The organism is Carboxylicivirga sediminis, assembly GCF_018156225.1.
In the GTDB taxonomy this organism is placed as follows: Bacteria; Bacteroidota; Bacteroidia; order Bacteroidales; family Marinilabiliaceae; genus Carboxylicivirga; species Carboxylicivirga sediminis.
Window position 1 is genome coordinate 18,285 of the sequence record NZ_JAGTAR010000007.1, and the last position, 26,967, is coordinate 45,251.

The 26,967-nt window shown below is 39.6% G+C and carries 26 protein-coding genes and 1 riboswitch; of the genes, 14 read left to right on the plus strand and 12 right to left on the minus strand.

Annotated features, from left to right (window positions below):
- Positions 1 to 13 precede the first annotated feature (13 nt).
- From KDU71_RS06070 to mnmE, 12 genes are all read right to left on the minus strand, one after another.
- On the minus strand, positions 14 to 514 hold the full coding sequence (locus tag KDU71_RS06070) for a hypothetical protein (protein WP_212189024.1): 501 nt from the start codon (positions 512 to 514) through the stop codon (positions 14 to 16).
- Positions 498 to 3,176, minus strand: coding sequence for an AAA family ATPase (locus KDU71_RS06075; protein WP_212189025.1), 2,679 nt, complete (start codon positions 3,174 to 3,176; stop codon positions 498 to 500). Before KDU71_RS06075 ends, KDU71_RS06070 begins: the two co-directional genes overlap by 17 nt.
- 12 nt (positions 3,177 to 3,188) lie before the next feature.
- The gene (locus KDU71_RS06080) at positions 3,189 to 4,439 is read right to left on the minus strand and encodes a restriction endonuclease subunit S (protein ID WP_212189026.1); all 1,251 of its coding nucleotides are present in this window, start codon (positions 4,437 to 4,439) and stop codon (positions 3,189 to 3,191) included.
- Positions 4,423 to 5,991 (minus strand): type I restriction-modification system subunit M, encoded by a 1,569-nt coding sequence (locus KDU71_RS06085; RefSeq protein ID WP_212189027.1) that lies wholly within the window; start codon positions 5,989 to 5,991, stop codon positions 4,423 to 4,425. Before KDU71_RS06085 ends, KDU71_RS06080 begins: the two co-directional genes overlap by 17 nt.
- A gap of 17 nt (positions 5,992 to 6,008) precedes the next feature.
- On the minus strand, positions 6,009 to 7,334 hold the full coding sequence (locus tag KDU71_RS06090; protein ID WP_212189028.1) for a DNA recombination protein RmuC: 1,326 nt from the start codon (positions 7,332 to 7,334) through the stop codon (positions 6,009 to 6,011).
- Between the two features lie 252 nt (positions 7,335 to 7,586).
- Complete coding sequence (locus KDU71_RS06095; RefSeq protein WP_212189029.1) at positions 7,587 to 8,216, minus strand: hypothetical protein; 630 nt, start codon at positions 8,214 to 8,216, stop codon at positions 7,587 to 7,589.
- Between the two features lie 150 nt (positions 8,217 to 8,366).
- On the minus strand, positions 8,367 to 8,807 hold the full coding sequence (locus KDU71_RS06100; protein ID WP_212189030.1) for a hypothetical protein: 441 nt from the start codon (positions 8,805 to 8,807) through the stop codon (positions 8,367 to 8,369).
- A 31-nt stretch (positions 8,808 to 8,838) separates the two neighbouring features.
- A complete protein-coding gene (locus KDU71_RS06105) occupies positions 8,839 to 9,618 on the minus strand; it encodes a hypothetical protein (protein WP_212189031.1) in 780 nt (259 codons plus the stop codon).
- Between the two features lie 3 nt (positions 9,619 to 9,621).
- Entirely contained in the window at positions 9,622 to 9,912 is a 291-nt protein-coding gene (locus KDU71_RS06110) for a helix-turn-helix domain-containing protein (RefSeq protein ID WP_212189032.1), read from the minus strand.
- 173 nt (positions 9,913 to 10,085) lie between these two features.
- Positions 10,086 to 10,841, minus strand: coding sequence for a hypothetical protein (locus KDU71_RS06115; RefSeq protein WP_212189033.1), 756 nt, complete (start codon positions 10,839 to 10,841; stop codon positions 10,086 to 10,088).
- Positions 10,842 to 10,846: 5 nt separating this feature from the next.
- Positions 10,847 to 11,938: a site-specific integrase gene (locus tag KDU71_RS06120; protein WP_212189034.1), complete on the minus strand. Its 1,092-nt coding sequence runs from the start codon at positions 11,936 to 11,938 to the stop codon at positions 10,847 to 10,849.
- Positions 11,939 to 12,149: 211 nt separating this feature from the next.
- A complete protein-coding gene (mnmE, locus tag KDU71_RS06125) occupies positions 12,150 to 13,559 on the minus strand; it encodes a tRNA uridine-5-carboxymethylaminomethyl(34) synthesis GTPase MnmE (protein WP_212189035.1) in 1,410 nt (469 codons plus the stop codon).
- 142 nt (positions 13,560 to 13,701) lie between these two features.
- A riboswitch (cobalamin riboswitch) is annotated at positions 13,702 to 13,905 on the plus strand.
- A 272-nt stretch (positions 13,906 to 14,177) separates the two neighbouring features.
- On the opposite strand from mnmE, the gene KDU71_RS06130 reads away from it, so the two are divergent.
- From KDU71_RS06130 to KDU71_RS06195, 14 genes are all read left to right on the plus strand, one after another.
- Positions 14,178 to 14,774 (plus strand): precorrin-2 dehydrogenase/sirohydrochlorin ferrochelatase family protein, encoded by a 597-nt coding sequence (locus tag KDU71_RS06130; protein ID WP_212189036.1) that lies wholly within the window; start codon positions 14,178 to 14,180, stop codon positions 14,772 to 14,774.
- Positions 14,775 to 15,554 (plus strand): uroporphyrinogen-III C-methyltransferase, encoded by a 780-nt coding sequence (gene cobA, locus KDU71_RS06135; RefSeq protein WP_212189037.1) that lies wholly within the window; start codon positions 14,775 to 14,777, stop codon positions 15,552 to 15,554. It abuts the gene before it with no gap.
- Positions 15,547 to 16,425: a sirohydrochlorin chelatase gene (locus tag KDU71_RS06140; protein ID WP_212189038.1), complete on the plus strand. Its 879-nt coding sequence runs from the start codon at positions 15,547 to 15,549 to the stop codon at positions 16,423 to 16,425. The genes cobA and KDU71_RS06140 overlap by 8 nt, the downstream gene beginning before the upstream one ends.
- Positions 16,426 to 16,434: 9 nt before the next feature.
- Positions 16,435 to 17,160, plus strand: coding sequence for a precorrin-2 C(20)-methyltransferase (gene cobI, locus KDU71_RS06145; RefSeq protein WP_212189039.1), 726 nt, complete (start codon positions 16,435 to 16,437; stop codon positions 17,158 to 17,160).
- Positions 17,161 to 17,180: 20 nt separating this feature from the next.
- The gene (gene cobJ / locus KDU71_RS06150; protein WP_212189040.1) at positions 17,181 to 18,572 is read left to right on the plus strand and encodes a precorrin-3B C(17)-methyltransferase; all 1,392 of its coding nucleotides are present in this window, start codon (positions 17,181 to 17,183) and stop codon (positions 18,570 to 18,572) included.
- Positions 18,565 to 19,758, plus strand: coding sequence for a precorrin-6y C5,15-methyltransferase (decarboxylating) subunit CbiE (gene cbiE, locus KDU71_RS06155; RefSeq protein WP_212189041.1), 1,194 nt, complete (start codon positions 18,565 to 18,567; stop codon positions 19,756 to 19,758). The genes cobJ and cbiE overlap by 8 nt, the downstream gene beginning before the upstream one ends.
- Positions 19,759 to 19,773: 15 nt before the next feature.
- Positions 19,774 to 21,600 carry a precorrin-4 C(11)-methyltransferase gene (gene cobM, locus KDU71_RS06160; RefSeq protein WP_212189042.1) on the plus strand — a complete coding sequence of 609 codons (1,827 nt, stop codon included), beginning with the start codon at positions 19,774 to 19,776 and terminating at the stop codon, positions 21,598 to 21,600.
- Positions 21,593 to 23,449: a cobalt-precorrin-5B (C(1))-methyltransferase CbiD gene (gene cbiD, locus KDU71_RS06165; RefSeq protein ID WP_212189043.1), complete on the plus strand. Its 1,857-nt coding sequence runs from the start codon at positions 21,593 to 21,595 to the stop codon at positions 23,447 to 23,449. Before cobM ends, cbiD begins: the two co-directional genes overlap by 8 nt.
- 7 nt (positions 23,450 to 23,456) lie before the next feature.
- Positions 23,457 to 24,224, plus strand: a complete 768-nt coding sequence (locus KDU71_RS06170) for an energy-coupling factor ABC transporter permease (protein WP_212189044.1) — start codon at positions 23,457 to 23,459, stop codon at positions 24,222 to 24,224.
- Positions 24,211 to 24,510 carry an energy-coupling factor ABC transporter substrate-binding protein gene (locus KDU71_RS06175; RefSeq protein WP_212189045.1) on the plus strand — a complete coding sequence of 100 codons (300 nt, stop codon included), beginning with the start codon at positions 24,211 to 24,213 and terminating at the stop codon, positions 24,508 to 24,510. Before KDU71_RS06170 ends, KDU71_RS06175 begins: the two co-directional genes overlap by 14 nt.
- On the plus strand, positions 24,500 to 25,258 hold the full coding sequence (locus tag KDU71_RS06180; RefSeq protein WP_212189046.1) for a CbiQ family ECF transporter T component: 759 nt from the start codon (positions 24,500 to 24,502) through the stop codon (positions 25,256 to 25,258). The genes KDU71_RS06175 and KDU71_RS06180 overlap by 11 nt, the downstream gene beginning before the upstream one ends.
- Position 25,259: 1 nt before the next feature.
- Positions 25,260 to 26,015, plus strand: coding sequence for an energy-coupling factor ABC transporter ATP-binding protein (locus KDU71_RS06185; RefSeq protein ID WP_212189047.1), 756 nt, complete (start codon positions 25,260 to 25,262; stop codon positions 26,013 to 26,015).
- Positions 26,016 to 26,332: 317 nt separating this feature from the next.
- Complete coding sequence (tnpA, locus tag KDU71_RS06190; RefSeq protein WP_212189048.1) at positions 26,333 to 26,779, plus strand: IS200/IS605 family transposase; 447 nt, start codon at positions 26,333 to 26,335, stop codon at positions 26,777 to 26,779.
- Entirely contained in the window at positions 26,757 to 26,945 is a 189-nt protein-coding gene (locus tag KDU71_RS06195; protein ID WP_212189049.1) for a hypothetical protein, read from the plus strand. The genes tnpA and KDU71_RS06195 overlap by 23 nt, the downstream gene beginning before the upstream one ends.
- Positions 26,946 to 26,967: the final 22 nt, after the last annotated feature.

The window sequence follows — 26,967 nt, forward strand, 5'->3', positions numbered from 1 at the left end:
GAACTTCATTTTACTAATTATCTTTAAATGAAATATCTATGTCTGTATTTATACTTTGCATCTGTTTCTTAAACTCCTTACTTCCATATTGTAAGAATTCATTTACTTCTATTTTATCAATATTTGTTTCGAGAAGTTTTGCAATGCAAAGGCGGTGATTACCCTCAGCGATAAAATAGCTGTCGCCACATTTAATCAAAAGAATATTGTCTTGCTTATTGATATATTCGTTTGCAGAATTTGAATAAAATTGAGGTAAGCGATAAAATCTTTTTAAGTTTTCAAACATTTTTATCCAACTCCCTCCATAGTAATCGCAATGGGTAGAGCCTATTATTTTATCGGGATTAAAATCATACTCAAAATGAAAGTTTTGAGCATTAACAAACCCTTTCCCTTGAATAAAATCATCTAATTCTAAAACTATATCGTTATGCCAGGAGCAATCTCTAAAATCAGGTTTAAAATGTTTTAAAACCTTTATTCTTTCCTCTAAACTATAATCCCTCTTCATGATTTAATCGGTTTTTTAACTCAGTTCCTGCATCAGTCAAACAATATTGCTTCTTTTTTCCTCGTTTTCGAGTCTCTTTGACAAGCCCATTCCCAATAGCAGGAGTCAAGTATTCATTCTGAAATATCTTATGATTACGAACACCTACAACATTTTTAAGCTCAAGAATAACACGATTACCATTAAACACTTTAACCAACTCTTTTTCGTGATTTGTAATTGTATTTACTACGGCACTATCACCATTAGTTGATTGCTGTGCAAAATCATCTGCCTCTTCTGTTTTTCCAATGCTTCTCAATAAAGCTTCATATTGTTTTCTATCTGATTTAAGGCTATTAATTATTTTTTCAGCAGCTTTCTTCATCTCAGGAACTTCGACTACAGTACCTCCACGCTCAAAAACACCACTCAGGTGTGAGTATTCATTGTTTATCCTGTCGGTTAGAACAGCTGGAATATTCTCATCACCAAAGAACGTTTTCATTTTATCAGATTGTCCAGATGAATCAGGGTATTTGTAATACAAGAAGATTTCTAAAAATTTTCGAGCATTATTTCCGAAGTTGTAAAAAACGGTATAATTGCTATCGGTTACGTTATCTATTTGTGAGCATTTATATATTTGGCTAAACAAGTAATTAAATTCTGTAACATATTCACGTAAGAATTCAGGCATTAATTTAAGCGTTGACTCATTGTCAATACGTTCTACAAGCAAATAGCGATATTTAGTTTTTGTTTCTTTTTTAGTTTCAGCTCCCGGTAGTCTTTTTAAGAACTTAAGAAACTCCAAATTATGAGTTGATATAAATAATTGCTCAAAATCTTCTTCACCAAATATTTGTGTGTTAATTAGTGTGTATATGAAAAATATATGATTGCTATCAAGACTAGAAATAGGGTCGTCAATCCAAATTATAGGTTTCTTAGTTTTTGTATCAACATCTTGAAGCTTTGCCATAAAATAGCAGAAAGCAATAAGGCTACACTCTCCTTCACTAAGATGATGAGCTTTTTTATCCTCCCTGTGAATTTCAAAACGATACTTTTTATCGCCTGATTCACTATCGTTATATTCAACTGCTTTGAGTGTTAGGAAGTCATGTCCGAAAAAGTCATTCAAATATTCATTCACCTTATCAGCACCTTTGCTTTCATCTTTAAGTTCCTTTTGTTTTTCAGTGATTTGTGCTAAAATATCGTCTATTTCAGATTGCTTTGACTTTTTCTTGTTTTCCTCAGTTTCTTCTTTTGTTTTGAGCGTTGCTATATTAGATATTTGGTCGTTGTAATTTATATTTAACACAAAGTCATATACTTCTTTTAGTCGAAGATTTTTCTTCGCATCTTCCTGTTTAGTTGCTAATTGGTCTGAATAGTCATCTGATTTTTTCCTCAGTTCGTCAAAGCTTGTTCTTAGTTTTTCTAAATCCTCTATATGATTCTTAACTTCATCGAATATTTTTTCATTCAGTAAATCACTCTTCCTGTTATTTAACTGTTCTTCAAGCAAATCAATAGAACTTATGTAATCTTCCTTTGTCGTTTTATATTCTTCTGACAGCTGTTCCAAATCCTTATGAAACTCAATATAAAAGTCATCTTTCTTTAATCCAGATGCACTACTAATTTGCTGTTTTTCGCTTGTTAGTTTAGACAATAGGTTATTAATATCCTTTTCCAAAATATTTGATTCTTCATCGAAGTGTCTATCTAATTCACTCCATCTTTCGGCTGTAATCTCATTATTACAAAAGGCACATATTTTACGTTCTGCTTGATGTAGTTTTTTACCCTCACTTACCCAACGATTTAAAACCGCATTTTTAACCAGTTCCTCAATTTTATCAGACTTGCCAATTTTTCGAGTTACTATTTCTTTAGTTAAATCAGAATAAGCCTTAAAGTTTAACTGAAGTTGGGGCAATCCTTTAATGGGGTCTTTCTTTTTCTCCGTAAGTATTTCTTCAGTTTCTTTCTTTTCTGTATCTGTTAAAGGTTTAAAATCATCTTTAAGAACTAGTTGTATTTCCTTTTCAAGCTTTCTAACCGAATAGTTTTGGTCTCCAAACTTTTCAGATTTGTATTTTATTCCCGATTGCCTATCTAATGCCTTTGTTTTTATTTGATTATTAAGAGTGTCGGTGGCAGTTTTATGATTTGTTTTTGCTCCTTGGCAAAGGTCATTTAAACTTTTTAGTTCTTGATATAGCTTAGTCTCACCACCTTCCTCGTTCGAACCAAGCTTATCTTTTAAATCGTTTATTTCTTGTTCTATTATATTATTATCACCGCCAAGTATTGCAAATGGTTGGATACTCTCATCAGGATTAACAATAAATTTCAGATTATCCTTTATAAAGTCTTCATTAAATACACGAATAGTTTTATCATGGCTACTAAAGTCACTATGAGTAACATCAGCATTATCTTTTACTTTAATATTTAGTTCAGGATTTTCATATTTGTCAGAAATACCACCTGTTTCCAATGCTCGTACAACCCTTGACAGAGTTGTTTTTCCAGAGTAATTACGTCCATAAATGATATTTACCTTTTTGAAGTCAAAAACATTACTTTCTGCATCGACAACTGCGGTGTTCCAATCAAAATTTTTAAATACAGCTAGGTTCTTTATGGAAGTAATTCTTTCAATCATATCGAATAGGCTTTAGTTTTCTATGGTTGCTATTTTGGAAAGAAGCAAATTTTTCAGTTGTGATAGATTTTGATTTTCTTGGTTCTTATATTCAATTAGTTTTGAAATTCCCATTGTAGTCTTATTAAATATTGATTCCCATCCTCTTGGCGGAATTAGAATGCATATTTTTTTTAGTTCAGACAGCTTTATTCCTGAAACAGTTGTTCCTGATGAGCGTCCTTCCAAATCTCTTTTGGCTAGAGGTGTATTAAGCCACAAATACAAAAACCAACCTGAGATTTTTTCTTTTTTTGTTCTCAATGCAAAGAGCCTTTGACTTAATGCATATTCCGAATTAATTGCTAAATAATATGTTTCCCCTAATGGTGCTTCAGATGTCAATAATACATCATCAACTTCAAGTTTTGGGTTCATCCATTCATCAAAATCTATATTGTTTACGTATGGAATTGTATCATACTTTACTATCTTTCCATTACTAATGTTCATTGCTGAAATAACTGGATACTTATATTCCTTACTAAATTGCTGCAAATCCATAAGTGATTTACTTTTTCCTCGTTTTGAAATGAAACATTCAATAACTTCATCTAAAGCACTAATTCCACACCCCTCCGGAATCTCCTTCTCCAACTCCTCATTCCAAACCATTTTACCGCCTGAACTCTTATAAGGCTTTCCTTTCTCATTTGGAAACTCAAAATCAACAAACCATTGCTTGTAAATAGCTTGTGCAGTTTCTTCTAATTTTTGAATAAGCTGATTGTTTAATGCAATTCGGTTCTTTATTGTGTTGTATTCTTTTACAATTTCGTTTTGCTTGTCAGGAGAGGGTAATGGGAATTTCATATTGCAGAAATCTTCCCATTCTAAACTACCGCGAACTCCACCTACAGCATGAAAACAAGCTTCACGGTCAAACTCTGCACGAGAAAACCACATCATCAAATAGTCTGGTAAAAGCTCTTTTTCATTTTTAACCTCAAATAGCGGATAGGCTTGTGAAATAATAGCTTCTTCATAATCTTGCAATAAAGCTACTGGCATTTTCTTGTCTCGCCTTACTTGCATTGTGCTACATGCAAACTGATTTTTGCGTATTATTTTATAGTTACGCATATCTGTTCCAACCGTGTTGGCAACCGATGGGATAAACTGTTTATTGATGGTTAGCCCTAAAAGGGTATCAATTGCTAAATCTTTGTTACGCTCATCGACAAGTCGTATGTAATCTCCAATAGGTTTATAGTTCGATTGCATACCCTAACTCTTTAAAAACATTTAATAAATCCTTTTTTGATTGTTCTTCAGCTTTCAATAAGTCAGTAAACTCAGACTGCAAAGCTTTCATTTTATCATTAAAGTCGATGTTCTCATCTCTGTTTACAAACTCTATATATTTACTTGGAACAAGAGAGAAGTCTTTCTTTTGAATTTCTTCAAATGAGGCAGAATAGCAATATTCAGGAGTATTTTCATATCCTTTATCAGTCTGTTGCCACTTGTGGTATGTGTTTGCTATTTCTGCAATATGGTCAGCATTGAATTGAGTGAACTTCTTTTCAAAGGGTTCACCCATTTGTCGTAAATCTAAAAACAAGACTTCCTTTTCTCGATTACGGTAGTGCCTTGTTTCATCACCTACTTGCTTGGTTTGTTCTTTTTTGTTCTTATTAAGAATCCAAACAGTTACACTAATGTTAGTTGTATAGAACATATCCTGGGGAAGTATTAAAATTGCTTCCACTAAATTGTTCTCAATTAGTTTTCGCCTAATTTTATGCTCATCACCGCCACCGCTTAATGCTCCATTTGCCAAAACAAATCCGGCAGTTCCATCTTCTGAAAGTTTAGAAGCCATATTTAAAATCCAACCATAATTGGCATTGCTTTTAGGCGGAACATCGTAACCACGCCAACGAGGGTCATCGTTTAATTCATTTTCCGCTCTCCAATCTTTTTGGTTGAAAGGAGGATTAGCCATGATATAATCGGCTTTCAGGTCGGGGTGTTGGTCGTTGTGGAAAGTATCGGCAGCACGTTCTCCCAAATTACCGGAAATACCACGAATAGCCAGGTTCATTTTGGCTAGTTTGTAGGTGGTGTTGGTGTATTCCTGCCCATAAATGGAAATCTCCTTTTTGTTTCCATGATGGCTCTCAATAAACTTAATGGATTGAACAAACATACCACCTGAACCACAAGCAGGGTCGTAGATTATTCCTCTGTATGGCTCAATCATTTCTGCAATCAGGTTTACAATACTCTTTGGAGTGTAGAATTCTCCTTTTCCTTTTCCTTCTGCCAAAGCAAATTTTGAAAGGAAGTATTCATACACACGTCCTACAATATCCTGCTGTTTGTCCTTTAAGGTGTCAATATCGTTAATGGTATCAAGCAGGGAACTAAGCTTTGTAATATCCAAGCCTAATCGAGAGAAGTAATTGTCAGGCAAAGCACCTTTTAGGGCTTTGTTGTTCTTCTCGATATTGTGTAGAGCTGTATCAATCTTTAAAGCAATATCGTTTTGCTTTGAGTTTTTAATGATATATGACCATCGGGAAACCTCGTCCAGATAAAACACGTTAGACATGCCATAAAAATCGGGCATGTCTATATATTTTTCTTTTCCTTCGTCTATCAGCTTTTTACGGTGTTCCTCAAACTTATCGCTTGCAAATTTTAGGAATATCAATCCTAATACTACATGTTTGTACTCGGCTGGCTCAACACTACCTCTGAGCTTGTTTGCCGAATCCCATAACGACTCTTCGATGCTTTTCTCTTTGCCGTTTCCGTTCTTTTTAGCCATATAAATATTTAAAGTCTTTAATCTTCTGTTTCTAATTCAATTGCTTCACCCAATACTGCGGTTGCTTCTGCTGATGGCAGTTCTTCAACCGTTTTTAATTTTGATAACATTACATTAGTTCGGGTAGTCACTAATTTTTCAATTTCACCGTCTGCCTGTCTGATTTTTTCCTGTGCTTTTTTCAATACAGTTCCAAACTCACCAAATTGCTTTTTAACCGCACCAAGAATTTGCCATACTTCGCTACTTCTTTTCTGAATAGCCAGGGTTTTGAATCCCATTTGAAGGCTGTTCAACATTGCTGCCAATGTGGTAGGACCAGTTATAATGATTTTAAATTCACGTTGTAATAATGCCACTAAATCAGGCTGGCGAACTATCTCTGCATATAAACCTTCAATTGGTAAAAACATGATGCCAAAATCAGTTGTATGAGGTGGGTCAAGGTATTTGTCGCTTATATCTTTGGCAAACTTCTTAATAGATTGGATTAAAGCTTTGTTGGCTTTGTCAATGCCATCAATGTCACCTTCATCATAAGCAGTCTGTAAACGAATGTAATCCTCTTGTGGGAATTTGGCATCAATAGGTAGGAATACTTCTTTACCAAAATCATCTTTACCCGGAAGTTTGATTGCAAATTCCACATGGTCATTTGAGCCCTGCTTTGTTTTTACATTTGCCTCATATTGCTCTGGAGCCATAATTTGCTCCAAGATATTTCCAAGTTGTATTTCACCTAAAACACCACGAGTTTTAACATTGCTTAAAACCTTTTTCAAATCACCAACACCGTTAGCCAGGTTCTGCATCTCGCCAAGTCCTTTCTGTACGGCTTCTAAACGCTCACTTACAATTTTAAAGGACTGACCAAGGCGTTCTTCAAGAGTTTTGTGTAGTTTCTCATCAACAGTCTCGCGCACTTTCTCCAACTTCAATTCAGTTGTCTTAACCAATTCATCTTGCTTGGTTGCCATTGCATCGAATTTCTGCTTTTGGAGGTCGTTGAAATCCTTCACATTTTTGGAGAATGTATCACTAAAGTCTTTTAACGAACGTGTAAGTTCTTCACGATTTTCTTTACCGTTCTTATTTAGACCATCGCTTATTACAGTAAGTTTTTCTTCAAGCTTTTGTGTAAGCTTATCCAAACCATTCGATAATTCCTCTCTGTTTTCTTTTAAAGAAACCGATAATTCCGAACGGTTATCTTTTAATTCTCTTTGCAATAATTGTTGTACCGCCTCAATAACAGGATTAACGTTGTTTTCCTTCTTTCTAAACACTAATATGGCCAATAAAACCAGGCATAGAGCTGAAATAATGATTGCAATAATTTCCATATAATTTGTCATTTTTTGACAAAGGTAGAATGTCGCATTGTCAAGTAATGTCAAATTTAGAAAAATATCTCATTAAACAGTAACTAAAAGGTAAATCATATGCTTAAACTAAGTTTAACATGATAATTGTAACCCTAATGTGCATATCTTGTATTTATGGGATTCGTTGCATTGGAGTATATTTGAAAAGTCATTAGACTTAAACTTTTGATGCAAAAAATCCCAGTATTACTACCGGGATTTGTCAAGACTCTATGAAACTAAAACCCGTTCCAAGCGCAGGATTCGGGTTTGATAAAATGCAATTTGCTGTTGTATTTCCTTTAATTTGTCATTATTGCGCTTAATCGATAGTTCCATATTTTCTATCGCTTGCTTTATAGTATTCACTTGACCGTCATAAACAATAATCTGATTGTTTAATTTGCTCCGGTATTCTGCAATCAGAGCACGAATATTTGCATTAGAAGGAAAGGAGAGGACATCCTCAGAGAGCAATTTGGTTTTGGCAAATTTGTCGTTCTGTTTTTTAGCGGATAAATATTCACCGTTTAAAAACTGATTGTATAGGTTAGTGTCGGTTTGCTGTAACATAAACCTTAGCTTACCCATCCTTTTTACATCAATATCGAGAATTTGCGCTTTTAGTTCGTTTATTTCCTCAATTTTGTGCTGGTTTTGCGCATTTATAGTGCTTGTTGCAGAGTGTAGTTGTTCAAGTTGATGTTCGCATTTCTTGATAATTTCAAGAATATCATCGACAGAAATGGTTCCTTCTATGAGAATTTGCGCATTTTCAACACTCTTATCTGTGAGATTATTCGTTGAATTATCCAGTCCAGTATCTGGTGAAACGGTGAAATTATCCTTCCTTTTTCTCATTTGATAATTAGCTTTTGCCCGACATTTTTCAGAGCAATATTGTGCATCCGAACGTTTCGCTTCGAACTCAGATGCGCATAAAATGCATGTTCTTGTCATCTTTAAAATACTGAGTTGATGGCAAAGCCAGGCAAACGCCTGGCTTTGCTTTTAATTCGTAATACATTGATTATCTCGCTTTCTAATGAAGCGAGATATTTTTTCATTCTTATAAATAATGTCACCTCTTTCTTTCATATAGAGTCTTGCCCATTCACCAATCGTCATAATATCCATTTGACCATAGAATTGGCCATATTTACCAGAGCTAAATTTTCTAATCATATCAGCAAGTTCGGAAATTGTTATTCCATTACATCGCATTAGAATATTTAAAGCGCAAGTACTTAGTTGTATATTATTTAATTTTGCATCTTCTTTAATGTTTAGTAAATCGCAAAAGTTAATTAGATAGGCAATTACAAAGTTTTTTGCGACACCTTTCCCATATATTTTGTCAATTTCGCATAATCTAATGGCGGAAGAATATATTAACTCTTCTTGTGGTAAGTGACCTTTATGCTCAATTATGTGACTATAGTTGGCAGCCATAAAAAATTCTGTAATCGTTGGGAATTTCTGCTTATAAAAGTCTATCATCCATTGCCGCCACGCTGGCAAGGAGGTTTCGTTTTGCTTGCTCTGTGCGGGTAAGCTTTGGTTCTTGAGTTGTATTAACTGATTTTTGACCTCTAATTTTATTTGTTTCATAGTTTGTTGCTTTAATTTGGTTGAAAGAAGAAGAACGTATCATCCAGTTTTTTGCTGCAGATTTCCAATTCTGCATTTTGCTATTTCCTATCATCCAGCCATTCCCTGTATAATGGTTCATGAATTTTTCAGCTTCTTCTTGTAAACTTTCATTTTCTATGAAGAAAGAAATAATGGTTTCAAGTGTGGGAGGGGTAAACTCTCCATTTTCATTATTAACCTTATTTTCTTTTTTCTTCTTATTGTTAGGTGACGTTTGGCGGTCGTTCGACAAACGGTTGCCGGTTGCCTGTTGGTTCACGTTTTGATAAAGTGAATAATTAACGACTGTAATAATGGAAGTTAGATGGTTCTTTTGTTGAACTATCTGTTTATCTTTTTCGAGTTCGTTAAAAAAACGTCTAACCTTACCTGTAGACCAGTTCCACCGCCTGGCTAGTTCTGTTTTTGACCAACCAAGTTGACCTCTTTTAATATCAACTCGATTTCCTCTTACACGTAAGTAACCGTCAGCATGGTTGGTAAGCAATAACATATCAACCCATGCTTGTCCTCTGGTAAATGTTTCAGCTAACCATAGTGGGGAATTGGCAAGTGAGCGATAAATGCTCACCCATCCATTTGCGATATTCAATTTAGTTTGACTTGCCATACCTTACCTATTTAATGAAGCGTTCATATTATAGGTAGCGGCTGCCCGGCTGATATCAGCTTTTGAAAAGCCGCGGTTTGCCAGAAGCCAGTCTTCAAGCTCTAAACGGTCAAAGAAAAGCTTGCCAGCTTGTTTGTAGTGCGGTATCTCCCCAAGAGAGGTTTTTTTGTAGATAGTTCGCTCTGTTAAATCTGTGAAGACAGATGCTTCCTTTATTGTTAATGCTTTTTTAGTAAAAGGGAGTATTTCTTCTTTTATAATGTCCCTAAGTTCTTTTCTCTCTAAATCAGTCATTTTTTTACTGTTTAAGAATTAATGAAAATGACTGTGCGCACAGTTGTTGACTTTCAACAGTGCAAACATAGAGTAAGTGGAAGGGTAAAATATTGTAATGGAAGGTGTAAAAAAAGGAGTTGTTTTTTCAAACCAACTCCTTCCTATGTAAACACTACTTTTGAGATATTTTACTATTCTTTTATGAATTCTTGGAAATACTCAGAATTAGCATGAAATTTCATAATTTCTTTAAAAGATTTCTTTTCCGCTGCGTAATAATATTTAATTCTTTCATAAATAATAGTACGTCCATCCTTAAACCGCTCTATTTTTTCACCTTCACTTGTTTTCTTACGATGAATCCTGTCTGCTTCCCTGTTTGCTTCTTCAAGAGTCATAAAAGGATGTTTATCATGGATACAAAGCGTATTCAATACTTCACTAATAATAACTGCTTTGTCTTTTTCTTCATCAGTTCTAATACAATACCTCATTACGCATATTATATGTGCTATAGAGTTTGAAAGGTCAAGTAATTTAAGCGATTCATAAAGGCTTTGCATTTCGGGTCTAATGCTTTCACTATTTTGGACATAAGGATTATTTAGCGCTTCTGTTATTGTTCTTATATGTTTCTTTAAATTTTGAGGTTTTATGTGTTTAACAAGTCCAGTCAGGAATACAGAAATATAAAAGAATTCACCGCTTGTTGTACCTAAGTGCTCGAATGTATTGTACAGGTATGGATATAACTTAGAGTACAAGTTGTCTTTTAGGACTTCTGTAAATGATGATGCAGTAAGATTTCCAATTCCCTTCTCTCGAATTGTCCGTAGAATTGCTGACTGATCAGTCAAGGCTATTTGGTCTTTTTGTGTATTATTAATCTTTATGATTTTAAGTAATATGACCTTTATAAATTCTGAGTAGTTAATTGTGTCGCTCATATTGTTTAAATGCTAATGTCAGGCAATAAGTTTACAGCTTCTCTTTTCTTTTGGTCAACAATTTTGGCATACACCATAGTCGTTTTAATTTCACTATGACCAAGTAGTTCTGAAACAGTAAATATATCCACGCCAGCATTCAACAGGAGAATAGCATGTGTATGTCTGGCACAGTGGAAGGTTATTTTTTTAGGTATGCCTGCGCTGACTACCCAGCTTAATAACGCTGCATTGTGCCAACCAGAATATTTAAGACCAACAAAGACTTTTTCTCTGCCTGCTCCACGTTTACCCAGATAGCCTAATGCACTTGCTTTAACAGGAAGGTATTCCTGTCGCTTTACTTTCTTTTGCTTGAAAATGATTTTATAACCGTGCTCATCCTGGTGTATTTCACCCCAGGTAAGTTTTTCAAGGTCGCTCCATCGTATGCCAGTCAAGCAAGAAAATAGAAAAGCTTGTTTTAAAACAGGGATAGTACATTCAGTATCCTTTAGGATTTTTAGTTCTTCAATTGTCAAGTGTTGCTTTTCAACTTCATCCGGTTTGATGGCTTTTACGTATTCTGCGTAATTTTCATGGATGAGTTTCAATCGGTGTGCTTCTTTTATTGAAGCTTTGAACTTATTCAGGTATGAGCTTTGGCTATTTTGGGAGAGAGGCTTGTCTGATTTTGTCCGGGCTTGCTTGATCAGGTAATGTTTAAAGCCTTCGCAGAAATTAGTGTCAATATCTTTAAATGAAATATTGTCTCCTTTGTACTTAATCAGGTGTTTGTACACACTATCCCAATTACCAGCATTACCATTGGTATCAGCCTTTATTCTTTGCTCGACGAGTTTTTTGAAAAAATCAAGATACGATGCATCTAAATCAATTGTTTTTGGAAGGTCGAACTTGTTTTCCCGGATGCCCAATAAACGTTTTGCTTTAATATCTTCAGCCAATGCCAATGTTGCTTTGTTTTGGGCTTTGCTTTTTGGTTCCAGGTAAAGTTTAAGGTATTCTTTTGAACGCTTGCCATCTGTTACGATATCCAGATATAAACTTTTTCTGCCATCAGCCAGTTTCTTTTCGCGGATTGAGATTTTTGCCATAGTAATGGTTTGGTTTCTATTTACACTTTATTTGTCTCTTTTTCCATCAATTTTGTCCCCCGTGTCCCCCGTGACGATTTGGGGGACATTCTAGGGACAAATATAAGTGAAAAATTGGTATAATAGAGTGTTAAGGGAAATTTGTAAAAACCTCTTAAGTTCCTTATAGTAAAGGATTGTGTAAATAAAATGTTAATAAAAAATTGGCTATCTACTTTCCGATACAGAAATTCTTAAAGATATTACCTAACACTTCATCTGTGTTGATTTGCCCGGTTATCTCGCCCAGAAAGTGAAGCACTTCGCGAATGTCCTGAGCAAGAAAATCACCTGTAATACCTGATTGCAGGCCATCAACCACCCGTTGGATGGCTTCGTGTGATTTTTGCAGCGCCTCGTAATGGCGTACGTTAGTAACAATCACCTCGTCATTGTCTATAGCTGAGAGATTAACGGTTTTGAGCAGAGCGGCTGTTAAAGCATCGATATTCAATTGTTGCTTAGCTGAGATGGGCACTATGGCATCGGTGCCGGATAACTCTTTGAAGCTGCTCTTCTGGAAGCGCTCCTGAACACCTTCATTGGCCAAATCGGTCTTATTAATCACCACAATCAGCTGCTGATGCTCGTCCATGCGTTTTTTTACATCAGTAATGGCATCATGTATCTTATTATCCGGATCGTTAACATCAAGCATGAGTAAGATAATGGTTGCCTTACTGATTTTAGCATAAGTGCGTTCAATACCAAGATTTTCGATCTCATCTTGAGTAGCACGTATGCCTGCGGTATCAATAAAACGGAAGCTGATGCCTTCAATGTTTATGGTATCCTCAATTACATCGCGAGTGGTGCCGTGGATGTCCGATACAATGGCACGCTCTTCCTGCAATAAGGTATTCAGAAGTGTTGATTTGCCGGCGTTGGTATGTCCGACAATAGCAACTGGTATTCCATTTTTAATGGCATTTCCCAAAGAGAATGAGTTAACCAGCTTTTTCAGTACCGATTCAATTTCAGCAACCAGTTTAGTAAGTTCATTGCGATTGGCAAACTCCACATCCTCTTCGCTAAAATCCAGTTCCAGTTCAATAAGCGAAATGAAGTTGAGTAGTTGCATGCGAAGATTAATCAATTCACTTGAAAAACCGCCACGCATTTGTTGCAGTGCAACACGTCGGGCTGCTTCGCTTCGTGAGGCGATTAAATCTGCCACAGCTTCAGCTTGCGACAGGTCCATTTTGCCATTGATAAACGCACGTTGGGTAAACTCACCAGCTGTAGCCAGTCGGGCACCATTTCTCGTGATAAGTTGTAATATCTGCTGCTGAATATAGGGCGCACCATGGCAAGCTATTTCAATAATATCCTCGCCTGTAAACGAATGTGGTGTTTTAAAGATGCTTACCAATACTTCGTCTATGTCTTTGTCGCCATCAGTAATACTGCCAAAATGAATGGTGTTAGCCTTTTGTTCAGCTAATTTCTTACCGGTTTTAGCTGGTCTGAATATTCTTTCGCAAATAGCAATTGATTGGTCACCAGATAGTCGGATAACAGCAATGGCACCCATCCCCTGGGCAGTTGATATGGCGCAAATGGTATCTTTTTCGCTTAGCATCTTTTTGGTCTTTCAAACCAGTGCAGAGGCGCTGGTTATGCGTTAGAATCTTTAATAATGGTGCAAATATACGCAATTGAGCTCTTATAGCATTCATTAAAGAAAAATGTCCTCATCGGTTTGGCGATAGCAAAATTGTATTACATTTGCGACCATAAATGGTGAGTCAAAGTCAACCTATTCGGACTTTGGCGGAAAGAGGGAATCCGGTGTGAATCCGGAGCTGTACCCGCAGCTGTAAGCTCTGTTAACTCCATTGCATAAGGTCACTGTCCGCTTTTAGCGGGTGGGAAGGCGCAATCAGGAGGGAGTAAGTCAGAAAACCTGCCATGTAATAAATAATTATTAATCAAAGCTTTCGGGTTTAAAAGTTTGATACATGAATAAAAAGCATTTCAATAGTTACGGCGCTTAACAGGTGCAGATAGTAATGGCGACAGGCCGTTTCAGATGGGTTATTAACCAATTTGACTGAAACGGATGGTTGCAGGATGTTGTGTGCTTTTTATGCATTTCACTTTCATTCCGGGGCGTTAAAGTGCGCTATGAATAAACATTTTAAGGGCTTGATGAATCAAGAGGACAGAACAGGTGTTTTAAATACCAAACAGGCTTAATATGCAGTTCTATCCGATTCATATCAATATAAAAGATAAAGCTTGTTTAGTTGTTGGTGGCGGTAAAGTTGCACAACGAAAAGTGAATAAATTGCTGTCTGCCGGTGCTGCCGTAACTGTCATTTCCAAAGAATTAACACCGGCTTTGCAGGAGTTGCTTGGTGATAACAGGATGAAGCATATCAACCGTTGTTATAACAACAACGACGTAGTTGGCTTTTTCCTGGTATTTGCCGCTACCAATAACAAAACAATCAATCAGCAAATCATCTCAGAGGCACAAAAGAATGGTGTACTGGCAAATAGTGTGGATGGGGCCGATAAGGGCAATTTTATAATCCCTGCCAGTTGTCAGGTTGGGCATCTGAATGTGGGAATTACAACCGAAGGAACTTCTCCTGCATTATCTGCTCGTTTGCGTAAGTACTTAATGGCCAAATTGACAGCAGTTTCGCCTGAAGCGATAGAGCAGATTGGTGCAAAACGGAAGCAATATCTTGAAACCGGTAACCTGGCCTGTCAGGATGAAATGAATGCTTTGATTGATGAGTTAATCAGTCAGATAGAAAATTACAATGTAAACCTTAACTCAATATAAATGAATCCCAACTACGGTAAAGTATGGTTGGTTGGTGCCGGTCCCGGCGATGCCGATTTAATCAGCGTAAAAGCTGTGAAGTTGCTCAAACAGGCAGATATCGTTTTATACGACTACCTGGTTAATAAAGAATTACTTGACTATTGCCCTGATTCTTGCGAAATGGTTTACGTGGGGAAGAAGAAGGATAAGCACACTTTTCCACAGGAAGAACTAAATGAGTTAATCGCCCATTATGCTTCGAAAGGTCAGAATATTGTGCGTTTAAAAGGTGGTGATCCTTTTGTATTTGGACGAGGAGTGGAGGAAATAATGACCCTTATCGAATATGGAATTGATTATGAGGTGGTTCCCGGTATTACTTCGGGTGTAGCCGTACCTGCATACATGGGAATTCCTGTAACAGCGCGTCATGTGGCATCGTCAGTAACATTCGTAACCGGGCACCCAGCAAAAGGAAACAATTCTGTTGATTGGCAAGCCTTGGCAAAAGCATCAGATACATTGGTAGTGTATATGGGCGTGAGTAATGCGCAACGCATCGCCAATGAATTGATTATTGGCGGTAAAAAGCAGGAGACTCCGGTGGCCCTGATTCGCTGGGGAACTTACCCGCAACAAGAAATGCTGACAGCTACGCTTAAAACCATTGGCGACGTTATGGAGGACAACGGATTTCAGCCTCCTGCTTTAATGGTGATTGGCGAAGTAGTCAACTTTTCCGAACAACTCAAACCGGTTATTCAATCTGTTAAACCTCAAGAATTAATACATGTCTAAAAAAGGAGTTTTAATCTGTGGTCATGGTACCCGTGTGAAAAGAGGCGAAGAGGCCTTTTTAAAATACACAAAACAAATAGAGGCTTTATTACCCGATTATGAAGTAGAAGCTGGTTTTCTCGAGTTATCGGAACCTGGTTTTGAGGAGGGAGTAAAACGTTTGGTTCAGCGCGGTGTAACAGAGATTGTTGCTGTTCCTGTGTTTTTGTTTACCGGGGTGCATATTCAAAAGGATATTCCTTGCATGCTCTATCAGTTGCAGGCTAAGTACAACTTATCTATTAAGATGGCGCACTACATTGGCGATTGCGATGAGATGCTGCACCTGTCAAATGATTTGATTAGTAAAGCGCTGAACGGAGCTGAAGTGGAGGCGAATGATACATTACTGTTTGGCTTGGGCGTTGGTGCTTCAAAAATTGCAGCTAATGGCGATTTGGCACGATTAACACGTATGGTTCAGGAGACGAATAAGTACGCTTTTAGCATAAATGGTTACTGTAGCCGGATGACTTATCCATCAGTGGCTGAGGCATTGTCTATTTGCGAAAAGTTACCATATAAAAATATAATAGTCGTTCCTTATGTGTTTTTTCCTGGCGTTTACATGGATAAAGCACAGGATTTACTGGACGAATTTTCAAAACAGCATCCTGATCGTAAGGTATTTATGGCACCATTGTTAAGTGAATCGGATCATCTTGCGCAAATATTAATTAAGCGTTTGGAGAGTGCTGAACGTGGTGAAATGGATATGATTTCGTCCGTAGATAAGGAAACGTTGGAGAATTATGAGCCACATCACCATCATGGGCATGCTCACGGTCATCACCATCATCACGGACACGATTGTTGTGGGCATCATCACTAATTAATAGACATGAAACAAACAATATACGGTGTGGCACTTGGTCCCGGCGATCCCGAGTTAATCACCATTAAGGCACTTAAATCATTACAGCAGGCGGATGTCATTTATTATCCTGAAACAACCAATGAAAAAGGGATGAAGAGTTCGATGGCAATGCGTGTACTTGGCTCGTTGGAGATTGATGAGACAAAGTTTCGTCCGGTTTCAGTGGCGATGAAATACGATCGTTCAGAGGTGAATGAAACGTATAGTCAGTTGGCCGCTAAGTGCATTCAACATGCCGAGGCAGGAGAGATGGTGGCCGTTGTCAGTGAAGGAGATATTGCTTTTTACAGCACATTTGCCTACTTGATTGATGATTTTAAAAAGGCCGGTGTGAATTACGAAATGATTCCGGGTGTGCCGGCATTTATTTTAGGAGGATCATTAGGGCTAGAGCCAATTTGTAAGCAAACAGATAAAGTACTGGTTGTTCCCGAAGTGAAGAGTGAAATTCAACTTGGTGAGTATGTCAGTGCTAATGAAACGGTGGTGATTATGAAGGTGTCAAAGTTAAAAGACTGGATTGCTGGATTTTTGCAGAAGCATCAGCTTGACTTCTTCTATGGCGAATACATGGGCACAGATAAGCAGTTTACAACCAGAGATGTATCTGTCTTAACCGAGCGAAGGATACCCTATTTTTCAATCATCATTATCCGTAACGAGGAGCTAATTAAGCTAACTAATAGCTGAGCAAAAATAAGTAATTACTCATGAGCAATATAAAAGTAATAGGTTTAGGGCCAGGGAATCCAGAGTTGTTTTTAAAACCGGCCATTGATGCCATTAAAGAGGCAGATGTGGTGATAGGCTACAAATATTATTTCCAGTTTATTCAATGTTACCTGGCCGAAGGGACTGATTGCATTGATACTGGTATGCGTCAGGAGGTGGAACGTGCAAAAATCGCCTTTGAAAAAGCTGAAGCGGGTCAGAGAGTCGCTGTTATCAGTTCGGGTGATGCCGGTATTTATGGCATGGCTTCGCTTATTTTGGAGATGGCCGATAAGCGCCAAACGACAATTCCTGTAGAAGTAGTGCCTGGTATTTCTGCGTTTCAGGCCGCTGCAGCCAAACTGGGAGCTCCCTTGAGTCACGATTTTGTGATTTTATCGCTTTCGGACTTATTAACGCCGTGGAAACTGATTGAAAAACGGATGAAAGCCGCTGCAATGGGCGATTTTGTCACAGTTTTGTATAATCCACGCAGTAAGAAACGCTATTGGCAGCTGTATCGCTTACAAGAGCTGTTTCTCGAAGAGCGTTCACCCTCTACTCCGGTAGCTGTGTTGCGACAGGTTGAACGTGAAGAGGAGCATATTACATTAACTACTTTGTGTGAGTTTGATCCAGAGATTGTGGATATGTTTTCCATCGTTGTGATTGGAAATTCACAAAGCTATGTGTCCAATAACAAGTTTATCACGCCGCGCGGTTATTACTCCAAATATGAGCAGGAAGGCGCTCCGGGTCCGTTAATTATGCAGGAGAGCTTTCGAACCATTGCCGGGCAATTGGCCGATTTGGATATTTCTCACGAGGAGAAATGGGTGATGATGCACTGCATTCACACAACGGCTGATTTTGAGATTAAACAGCTCTTACGCGTTAAAAATGATGCGGTGGCACGTATGAATGAGTACCTGCTAAAGGGCGGAACCATTATTACCGATGTTACCATGGTGCAGAGTGGCATCCGCAAAAAAGCGTGTGAGCGTTATGGCATTACTGTTAAATGCTATCTGCACGATGAGCGTACGACAGCTTTGGCGCAGGAAAAAAACATTACGCGCACCCAGGCAGGTATTCGCCTGGCGGTTGAGGAACATCCCGATGCTTTATATGTGTTTGGCAATGCGCCAACGGCATTGATTGAATTGACAGAGCTAATGCGCAGAAAAGACTTTCAGCCGGCTGGTATCATTGGTGCGCCTGTAGGTTTTGTTAATGTGGAGGAATCCAAGCATCGCTTGATGACATTTAATAATCTGCCATACATTAGTATTGAAGGGCGCAAAGGCGGCTCTAATCTGGCAGCTACAATCGTTAATGCGGTACTGAGTCGCGATGAAGCTGTTACACTTAAACCTGGTCGTGATGTGTAGTTTTCGTGTAGTTGGCATCAGCGACGAAGCAAGGCCTGTCTTTAGTGATGAAGTGAATGGCATCATTGCATCTGCTCATTACTTCTCCGGTGCTGCACGTCATTATGATCTTGTGAAGCACTTATTGCCGGCTAATCATCAATGGATGGAAGTAGTGGTGCCATTGCAGCTTACGTTTGAGCAATATCGTGCGCTGAATGAAGAGATAGTGGTATTTGCTTCGGGCGATCCGCTCTTTTTCGGAATTGCCAACACACTGAAACGCGATTTCCCGGATGCATCACTGAAGGTGTATCCTACATTTAACAGCCTGCAGATGCTGGCGCATCATTGTCATCTGCCCTATGGCTTGATGAAGGTGGCAACATTAACCGGTCGACCATGGCCTAACCTCGATAAAGAATTGGTGCAAGGCTCTGATTTTATCGGTGTATTGACGGATAAAAATAAAACACCTGCTGCAATTGGTCAGAGAATGAAAGAGGCTGGTTTGCTCAATTACAAGGTGTATCTTGGTGAGCGTATGGGAGGTGAGCTGCAAGTGGTTCGTGAGTTGTCGGTTGATGAACTGGCATCTGTTGAAAGCATCATGCCCAATTGTTTAATTCTTGAAAAAACAGTTCATTTTGAGCGTACTTTTGGCATTCCCGAAGAGGGTTTTCACCATCTTGAGGGAAGACCTAAGATGATAACCAAGCGCAGCATTCGTCTGATGACTTTATCCATGCTTAAATTGGATACGGCCAAAGTATTGTGGGATATCGGTTTTTGTACAGGTTCGGTTTCCATCGAAGCCAAACAGATGGCGCCGCAAATGGAGGTTTTTTCCATCGAGAAGCGTAAGGAATCGAGAGCCTTAATACAGAAGAATCAACAGAAATTCCGTATTCCGGGCATTAAATATTGCATCGATGATTTTTACACTTTCGATCTATCGAAATGGAAAGTACCCGACAGGATTTTTATTGGCGGACATGGCGGACGTTTGAAAGAAATGGTTGCCCGTCTGGAAACTTACTTACAACCGGGAGGCATCATGGTTTTTAATGCAGTGAGTGATGAAACTGCTACTGCGTTTAAGGAAGCCATCGAAGCTGTATCGATGACCATAAGCGATAAGATGCCTATACAGCAGGATGACCATAATCCTGTTACCCTTTATCAGGCAATAAAAAATAATAGCTAGCACAAGTTTTTTAATATGAACAAAACAGCAATCATTATAAATAATCGCCATGCCTTGCCTTTGGCCAATACGCTTCAACAAGAGCTTGATGCAGTCATTTATTCAACAAGTGGCTATGATGGTACGCAGGCGATTGAGTCCTTATCTGGTTTCATAGTAGCACATTTTAATCAGTTGGATAGCCTGATTTTCATAGGAGCATTAGGAATTACGGTTCGATCAATTGCACCAGTTTTGGGAAGCAAACAAACTGATCCTGCTGTACTTAATATTGATATACACGGACGGTTCATTCAGCCTGTGGTATCTGGTCATAAAGGCGGTGCCAATGAGCTGGCTAAACGAGTGGCACGTATTACAGGCGGTCAGGCTATTGTGACTACAGCGAGTGATTCCCTTGACTTATGGCCTTTGGATATTATCGGTAATAACTTTGGCTGGGTTAATGAGTATCAGGGAATAAGCGAAAATGAGTTTATTGCTCGCTTTGTGAATGGGGCTCCAACGGCATTGGTACTTGAAACAAAAGATGCGGGAACGCTGCATCTCGAAAATACTTTGCCCGAACATGTAACCTTGTTTTATCATTTTAGTGAAGTAAGGCAAGCGCAGTTTGATTTGATTATTGCTGTATCGCCATTTATAAGCGAAACGGAAATCCCCAGTTTGTTCTTCCGGCCAAAATGTTTGGTGCTGGGAGCTGGTTCGCAAAAGGGTTTGTGCTCTGAATATTTCAATAAGGCCGTGTGTGTTCTGCTAGAGGAAGAAGGATTAAGTTGTGCATCGGTAAAGAAGCTGCATACCATAGATATTAAAAAGGAAGAGCAGGCGTTTATTGATGTAGCACAGCTGAGAAATATTAGTCTGGTAACTCATTCGGCAAGCGATTTAAACCGTGTGGCTGATAAACTGGAGATATCAGAAGCGGCACTTAACGCAACCGGTGCAAGTAATGTGTCAGAAGCTGCTGCTTTATTGGGTTCTGGTAATCTTAATCTGTTGCTCGAAAAAACTAAAGGTTGCGATGAAGCAGGGAAGCATTTTACATTGGCGATTGCTATGGATTTGGCACAGGAACGACGCGGACAAGTGGTGATTGTGGGTGCTGGTCCTGGTGACCCTGAATTAGTTTCGGTGAAGGGAAAACGCTTGTTACAGGCTGCTGATCTGATTCTTTATGCGGGCAGTTTGGTGCCTGAGCAATTGACGCATTATGCCAAGGAAGGTTGTGTGGTGTGCAATTCGGCACAAATGGATTTAGAAGAGCAGTTCGACACCATGAAAGAGACCTACGATAAAGGAGGTTTGGTGGTACGTTTGCATACAGGTGATCCATGTATTTATGGGGCGATTCAGGAGCAAATGAATTTCTTCGATCAACACAATATGCCATACGAGATTGTACCGGGTATTTCATCGTTTCAGGCTGCCGCTGCCCGACTTCAATCGCAGTTTACGATTCCGGAGCGTATTCAAACAATAATACTCACTCGTGGAGAAGGCCGTACGCCAATGCCGCCGCGCGAAAAGCTTTCGGAGCTGGCCAAGTTCCAAAGTACGATCTGTCTGTTCTTGAGTGTTAGTCTGATTGACGAGATGCAGCGCCAGTTGCTGGAAGGTTATCCACCCGAGACACCTGTTGCGGTTTGTTATAAACTAACCTGGAAAGAAGAAAAGATATGGCGCGGTCAGTTGAAGGATTTGGCTAAGATTGTTAAGGAGAATAACCTAACGCTAACCGTTATGATTGTAGTTGGCGAAGCCATCGATAATCGCGATAACCGTTCCAAGTTGTACGATCGTAAATTCACCCATTTATTTCGTCAGGGCAAGGATGAATAATACGCCTTTCATATTATTATTTGGTGGCACTACCGAAGGTAAGGCGGCGGCTAACTGGTTAAATGATATGGGTTTTACCTATTATTATTCGACTAAAACAGCAACCTCTTTCGAAGTGTATGATGGTTGCATTAAGCTGGAGCAGGCCTTGCTGGTGGATAAGATGACTGATTTCTGTAAAGAAAAGGAGATCACTCTGATCGTTGATGCAGCGCATCCGTATGCCAGGGACTTGCATTGGAATATACATGCTTGCTGTGCGAAGCTGGATTTGGCACACATCCGTATTGAGCGCTCATTTACCGACAAAAAGCAAGCTGATAATGTGCATTATCATGAGTCGTTGGATGCAATGATTCAGGCTTGTAAAGCGACGGGCTACAATAGGATTTTGTCACTGATGGGTGTTAAAAGTGTAGCGAAGCTGCACGGTAGTCTGGATGATGCTCAGGTGTGGTATCGCATATTGGATCGTCCCTTGTCGTGGGATAAGGCTTTGGCTTGTGGAGTGAGCCAGGATAAAATCATGGGTTCATTGGCATTTGATAACTTCACAGATGCTGAAGACCTGATTGAGCAGCAAAAGATACAAGTGTTACTTACAAAAGATAGTGGACATAATGGTTTGTTTGAACAGAAAGTGGCTTTAGCGCAAAAGTATCAGTTGCCACTGCTTGTGCTCGAACAACCTACATTGCCTGAATTCACCAAAGTGTTTAAATGCCGGGCCGAGTTACGTCAGTACATGGAGGCGAACTATAGCCTGACAAAGCCAGACTTAGCACATGGATATACAAGCGGTACTTGTGCGACCATTTGTGCCAAAGCTGCTGCAACATTGCTGCTCACAGGTGAGTGTAACAATAAAATTGCTATTCGTTTGCCCGATGGTGAGCAGGTAAGTATGCCACTACATACCAAGGCCAAGGAATCATATTCTGCTTATGCCACAGTTATAAAAAACAGCGGCGATGACCCGGATTTAATGGATGGTTTGGTCATCGGCTGTCGTGTTTATCTGAATCAATCGGCGGGTATTCGATTCGTTAAGGGCGAAGGTGTTGGTATTGTTAAGCTGCCCGGTTTGGGCCTGCCGCTTAATGAGCCAGCTGTAAATAAGGTGCCACGCGCGATGATAAAGTCTGAGCTGGAACGCTTGCTTGATGAACATGGTTTGCCAAATGCTGGATTTGACGTAGAGGTGTTTATTCCGCAGGGCCAACAATTGGCTCTTAAAACCTTTAATCCACGGCTGGGTATCGAAGGCGGTTTATCCATTATTGGCAGTACGGGGCGTATCAAGCCATTCTCGTCTGAAGTCTATGTGGCAACCATTCACCGGCAGCTTGATGTGGTTGAGCAAAACAATGCAGATCAGGTCGTATTTAACTCTGGTGGCCGAAGCGAGCGTTACCTGAAAGAGCATTTTAAGCATCTACCTCCTTATTGTTTTGTGCAATATGGCAATTACATTGGAGAGGCTTTGAACGCGGCATCACAGCGGAATATTAAAGTGGCGCATTTGGGTATCATGATTGGCAAAGCCGTTAAATTGGCAGCCGGGCATTTAGATACGCATAGTCGGAATGTGGTGATGGATAAAGATTTTTTGGCTGATTTAGCCACAGAAGCCGGGTACTCTGAAGAGCAAATAGAGCAGGTGAGGGGCATCACCCTTGCCCGTGAACTGGAGCAAATATTCCCGTTCAAATTGGAGGAACCCTTTTTTAGCTTATTGAGCCAACGCTGTGAATCAGCTGCCAGTAATGTTGTTGAGGGCTATCAATTGCGCCTGATTCTGATTAATAATGAAGGAGAGATGTTACTTAATGATGAACAAGAGAAATAGACAATTAATGATAACTAAAGCTAATTGGTTAGTATTGCTGATGGTTTTGATGCCATTGCAAGCCTTTGGCATGCATATTATGGAAGGTTATTTACCTGCTCAGTGGTCACTTGCCTGGAGTGTGGTGTTTATACCTTTTTTGTTATTGGGCATCAAAAGCGTCAGGCAACAACTGGCGCAGTCACCGGAGCGAAGAATGATACTGGCGATGGTGGTGGCTTTCGCATTTGTGTTGTCTTCGCTTAAACTGCCATCAGTAACCGGAAGTAGCTCACACGCTACGGGAATGGGTTTTGGTGCCGCTCTGGTTGGACCTATGGCTATGTCGGTAGTCGGATGCATCGTATTGCTCTTCCAGGTGTTTTTACTGGCACATGGTGGCATTACTACACTTGGCGCTAATGCTTTTGCCATGGCTTGTGTGGGACCAATCATTACCGTCCTGGTTTTTAAAATTCTAAAAAAGAGCAGGTGCTCGTTGAGAGTGGCTTTGTTTTTCGCCACGGTCATCGGAAACCTGGCCACCTACATGGTAACATCCGTACAGTTGGCTTTGGCTCATCCCGATGCATCCAGCGGTGTATGGGGAGCGTTTCTGAAGTTTATTGGCATCTTTGGCTTAACGCAGGTGCCTGTGGCTATTGTGGAAGGGCTTTTAACAGTCATGGTAATCAATATATTGGTGCAGAACGACTTTATTAAAGCATCATCCATTTTTTCGATGAATAGTGTTAAATCATTTAAAAAGAAGGGACTGGCTCATGAAAAACGCTAACAGCCTGAAAAGACAAAATTACTTGCTGCTGATAGGCATATTGCTTATTCCAACACTGGCTTTATGGATGGGAGGTAATTCTGAGTTTGGTGGTGCTGACACCATGGCGTCTGAACTTATTGATAAATCTGAAGGTTATACGCCCTGGTTTGAATCTGTCTGGGCGCCACCAGGAGGTGAAACGGAGAGCTTGCTTTTTGCACTACAGGCAGCATTGGGAGCTGGCATATTGTGTTATTTCATTGGGTATATAAGAGGTAAGAAAGCAACGGCCAATGACAAATAGAAGCGCCATTGCTTATGCCTGGTTAAAAGGAACTACCGAAAAAGTGTTGCTAGTGGTATCCTGGCTGGCGCTAGCTGTTGGCATACATCACTGGCTCACACAGATACTTCTGTTATTGGCAGGTTTGCTGTTAATTCATTTGCGGAGAAGGAACCGGAGCAAAAAATGGCGATTTCTTTTATTTGGTGCTGCCTTCATCCTGGGCGGAACAATAGGTTTGATATCTGAAACGGGAGAAAGGGCACCTAAGGCATTTGTGCAGTTTGAGTTATTGGAGGTTTGGTGGAATATCACTTCTCAGAGCTTAATGCATGCCACTATGACTGCTTTGAAAGCTCTGAATGGTCTGTTTGCTATACAAATAGCCATCTGTTCCCTGTCGTTTGCTGAAGGTATAACCCTGGCCCGTCGTATCGGCATACCTGAGGTGTTTATAGAGCTGTTAATCTTGTCGTATCGCTATCTGTTTGGTGTAAAGAAATGCGCCACTGAAGTGTTGTTGGCACAGCGTCAGCGTTTAGGGTATTCCGGAATCAGAAATGGCCTCCAGTCCTTTGCCGGCATGCTGTCGGCGGTGTTTATTAAAAGCTTGCGTTTGTCACTTCAGAACTACCAGGCCATGCAGGTGCGGGCTTATCACGGGCGAACCTATTGTCCGGAGCAATGGGAAAAGAGTTCGCACGCTGGAATTTGTCTGATTGTGGGAGTAGTAATGTGTTTTGTAGGGTTATCTTTTATTCAGTTTTGATATGTCTGTCATTCAACTTTGTAATATTGCATATACGTATCCATCAGGAATCACAGCTTTAAAGGCAATTTCGTTGTCCATCAAGCAAGGTGAGAAGGTGGTTTTAATGGGTAGTAACGGTTCCGGTAAATCAAGCTTATGCCTGTTGCTGGCTGGTGTTATCAAGCCGGATGAGGGCGATTATTTAATTAAGGGTCAACGCTTCCGCTATTGCCGAAAGCATCGTCAGCAGCTGTGTCGCAGCATTGGCTATGTGTTTCAGGATCCGGATGTGCAGGTGGTGGCAACACATGTTGATGAGGATGTGGCTTTTGGCTTACGAAATATAGGATTGAAAGAAGAGGAAGTGCAGCAGCGCATCACCGAGTATTTGGAGTTAACCGGCATAAGTGAGCTGAGAAAGAAGGCTGTTCATACCTTAAGTTATGGACAAAAGAAACAGGTGGCGCTGGCTGGTGTGTTGGCCATGGAGCCGGAGATTGTGATGCTTGACGAGCCCTTTGCCTGGTTGGATTATCGTCAATCGCAACGTTTACTGGCTGTTTTAAGCCAGTTAAGCGAAAGTGGAAAAACAGTTATTGTAAGTACGCACGATTCACAGTTTGCTCATGAATGGGCCGACAGAGCTTTGATAATGCAAAATGGACAATTGAAAGCCGATGGTTCAGTCAGAGAAGTGTTTGCCAGGGAGCAGCTTTTGGAGGAATTGGATATTGCGCCGGTAAAGCAAAACATGTCGTGCCTTCACCACTCATAGAGTTATGGCTGGTTAGTACAGGTCTGTCGACCTGTCTTGATACGCTATTGCCTTTCAGGCAATTTGATAATATTAAGATGTTGCCCTGAAAGGGCTTAAGGTATCAATATTACCTTAGGCCGTCTTGAATCTCTTTTGTTAGCTGTTTGCCTTTTGGCAAGATATTACCGTTAATTAATCAGCTCTGTAAGAGCGGAATGTATCAGAATAGGCCAAAGGCCTGTTTGACTTTGCATAATGTGAATTGGAGGGCTGAAGGCCCGATGTGTCATTTGAGAAATATTTATGTAAATTGGATCCAACCAAACCAATTTATTATGTCACAATCATTATCCAAGGTGTATGTTCACATCGTTTTTTCAACAAAACAGCGTCAAGAATTGATAAATGAAGGAGTAAGAAAAGAACTTCAGGCCTATATGGTTGCTACATTTTCTCAATTAAGCTCTTATGTTGAGGCGATATATGCCAATCCTGAACATGTCCATGTTTTAGCTACACTACCTCGAATACTCAGCATTGCCTCTTTGGTGTCAAAGGTTAAATCATCATCCTCTAAATGGATGAAGGGCAAGGGCATTCAGGATTTCTTTTGGCAGGATGGCTATGCTATTTTCTCAGTAAGTGCTTCTAAGGTTGAAACGGTAAAACAGTATATCCTCAAGCAGAAGCAACATCATCAGAGGACCTATTTTAAAGATGAGTTGCGCGAGTTTCTCAAAAGATATAATGTTGAGTTTGATGAGCGATATGTGTGGGATTAAATATATCGTGACTTCAGCACTCATAGAGTTATGGCTGTTTAGAACAGGTCTGTCGACCAGTCTTGATACACTATTGCCTTTCAGGCAAAATGTTACAGTTAATATAATAGCTCTGAAAGAGCGGAATGTATCAGAACAGGCCAAAGGCCTGTTTTATGATGTATAATGAGAATATGAGGGCTGAAGGC

What these genes read in the sequence shown, in the direction of transcription:
- KDU71_RS06085 (WP_212189027.1), bottom strand. Translation starts at nt 5,991, where the DNA reads ATGGCTAAAAAGAACGGAAACGGCAAAGAGAAAAGCATCGAAGAGTCG.
- KDU71_RS06140 (WP_212189038.1), top strand. Translation starts at nt 15,547, where the DNA reads ATGTCTAAAAAAGGAGTTTTAATCTGTGGTCATGGTACCCGTGTGAAA.
- cobA (WP_212189037.1), top strand. Translation starts at nt 14,775, where the DNA reads ATGAATCCCAACTACGGTAAAGTATGGTTGGTTGGTGCCGGTCCCGGC.
- KDU71_RS06080 (WP_212189026.1), bottom strand. Translation starts at nt 4,439, where the DNA reads ATGCAATCGAACTATAAACCTATTGGAGATTACATACGACTTGTCGAT.
- KDU71_RS06195 (WP_212189049.1), top strand. Translation starts at nt 26,757, where the DNA reads ATGAGCGATATGTGTGGGATTAAATATATCGTGACTTCAGCACTCATA.
- cobI (WP_212189039.1), top strand. Translation starts at nt 16,435, where the DNA reads ATGAAACAAACAATATACGGTGTGGCACTTGGTCCCGGCGATCCCGAG.
- KDU71_RS06075 (WP_212189025.1), bottom strand. Translation starts at nt 3,176, where the DNA reads ATGATTGAAAGAATTACTTCCATAAAGAACCTAGCTGTATTTAAAAAT.
- KDU71_RS06095 (WP_212189029.1), bottom strand. Translation starts at nt 8,216, where the DNA reads ATGAGAAAAAGGAAGGATAATTTCACCGTTTCACCAGATACTGGACTG.
- tnpA (WP_212189048.1), top strand. Translation starts at nt 26,333, where the DNA reads ATGTCACAATCATTATCCAAGGTGTATGTTCACATCGTTTTTTCAACA.
- KDU71_RS06180 (WP_212189046.1), top strand. Translation starts at nt 24,500, where the DNA reads ATGACAAATAGAAGCGCCATTGCTTATGCCTGGTTAAAAGGAACTACC.
- cobM (WP_212189042.1), top strand. Translation starts at nt 19,774, where the DNA reads ATGAACAAAACAGCAATCATTATAAATAATCGCCATGCCTTGCCTTTG.
- KDU71_RS06115 (WP_212189033.1), bottom strand. Translation starts at nt 10,841, where the DNA reads ATGAGCGACACAATTAACTACTCAGAATTTATAAAGGTCATATTACTT.
- KDU71_RS06170 (WP_212189044.1), top strand. Translation starts at nt 23,457, where the DNA reads ATGATAACTAAAGCTAATTGGTTAGTATTGCTGATGGTTTTGATGCCA.
- KDU71_RS06090 (WP_212189028.1), bottom strand. Translation starts at nt 7,334, where the DNA reads ATGGAAATTATTGCAATCATTATTTCAGCTCTATGCCTGGTTTTATTG.
- KDU71_RS06110 (WP_212189032.1), bottom strand. Translation starts at nt 9,912, where the DNA reads ATGACTGATTTAGAGAGAAAAGAACTTAGGGACATTATAAAAGAAGAA.
- KDU71_RS06175 (WP_212189045.1), top strand. Translation starts at nt 24,211, where the DNA reads ATGAAAAACGCTAACAGCCTGAAAAGACAAAATTACTTGCTGCTGATA.
- mnmE (WP_212189035.1), bottom strand. Translation starts at nt 13,559, where the DNA reads ATGCTAAGCGAAAAAGATACCATTTGCGCCATATCAACTGCCCAGGGG.
- KDU71_RS06130 (WP_212189036.1), top strand. Translation starts at nt 14,178, where the DNA reads ATGCAGTTCTATCCGATTCATATCAATATAAAAGATAAAGCTTGTTTA.
- cobJ (WP_212189040.1), top strand. Translation starts at nt 17,181, where the DNA reads ATGAGCAATATAAAAGTAATAGGTTTAGGGCCAGGGAATCCAGAGTTG.
- cbiD (WP_212189043.1), top strand. Translation starts at nt 21,593, where the DNA reads ATGAATAATACGCCTTTCATATTATTATTTGGTGGCACTACCGAAGGT.
- KDU71_RS06100 (WP_212189030.1), bottom strand. Translation starts at nt 8,807, where the DNA reads ATGGCTGCCAACTATAGTCACATAATTGAGCATAAAGGTCACTTACCA.
- cbiE (WP_212189041.1), top strand. Translation starts at nt 18,565, where the DNA reads ATGTGTAGTTTTCGTGTAGTTGGCATCAGCGACGAAGCAAGGCCTGTC.
- KDU71_RS06070 (WP_212189024.1), bottom strand. Translation starts at nt 514, where the DNA reads ATGAAGAGGGATTATAGTTTAGAGGAAAGAATAAAGGTTTTAAAACAT.
- KDU71_RS06185 (WP_212189047.1), top strand. Translation starts at nt 25,260, where the DNA reads ATGTCTGTCATTCAACTTTGTAATATTGCATATACGTATCCATCAGGA.
- KDU71_RS06105 (WP_212189031.1), bottom strand. Translation starts at nt 9,618, where the DNA reads ATGGCAAGTCAAACTAAATTGAATATCGCAAATGGATGGGTGAGCATT.
- KDU71_RS06120 (WP_212189034.1), bottom strand. Translation starts at nt 11,938, where the DNA reads ATGGCAAAAATCTCAATCCGCGAAAAGAAACTGGCTGATGGCAGAAAA.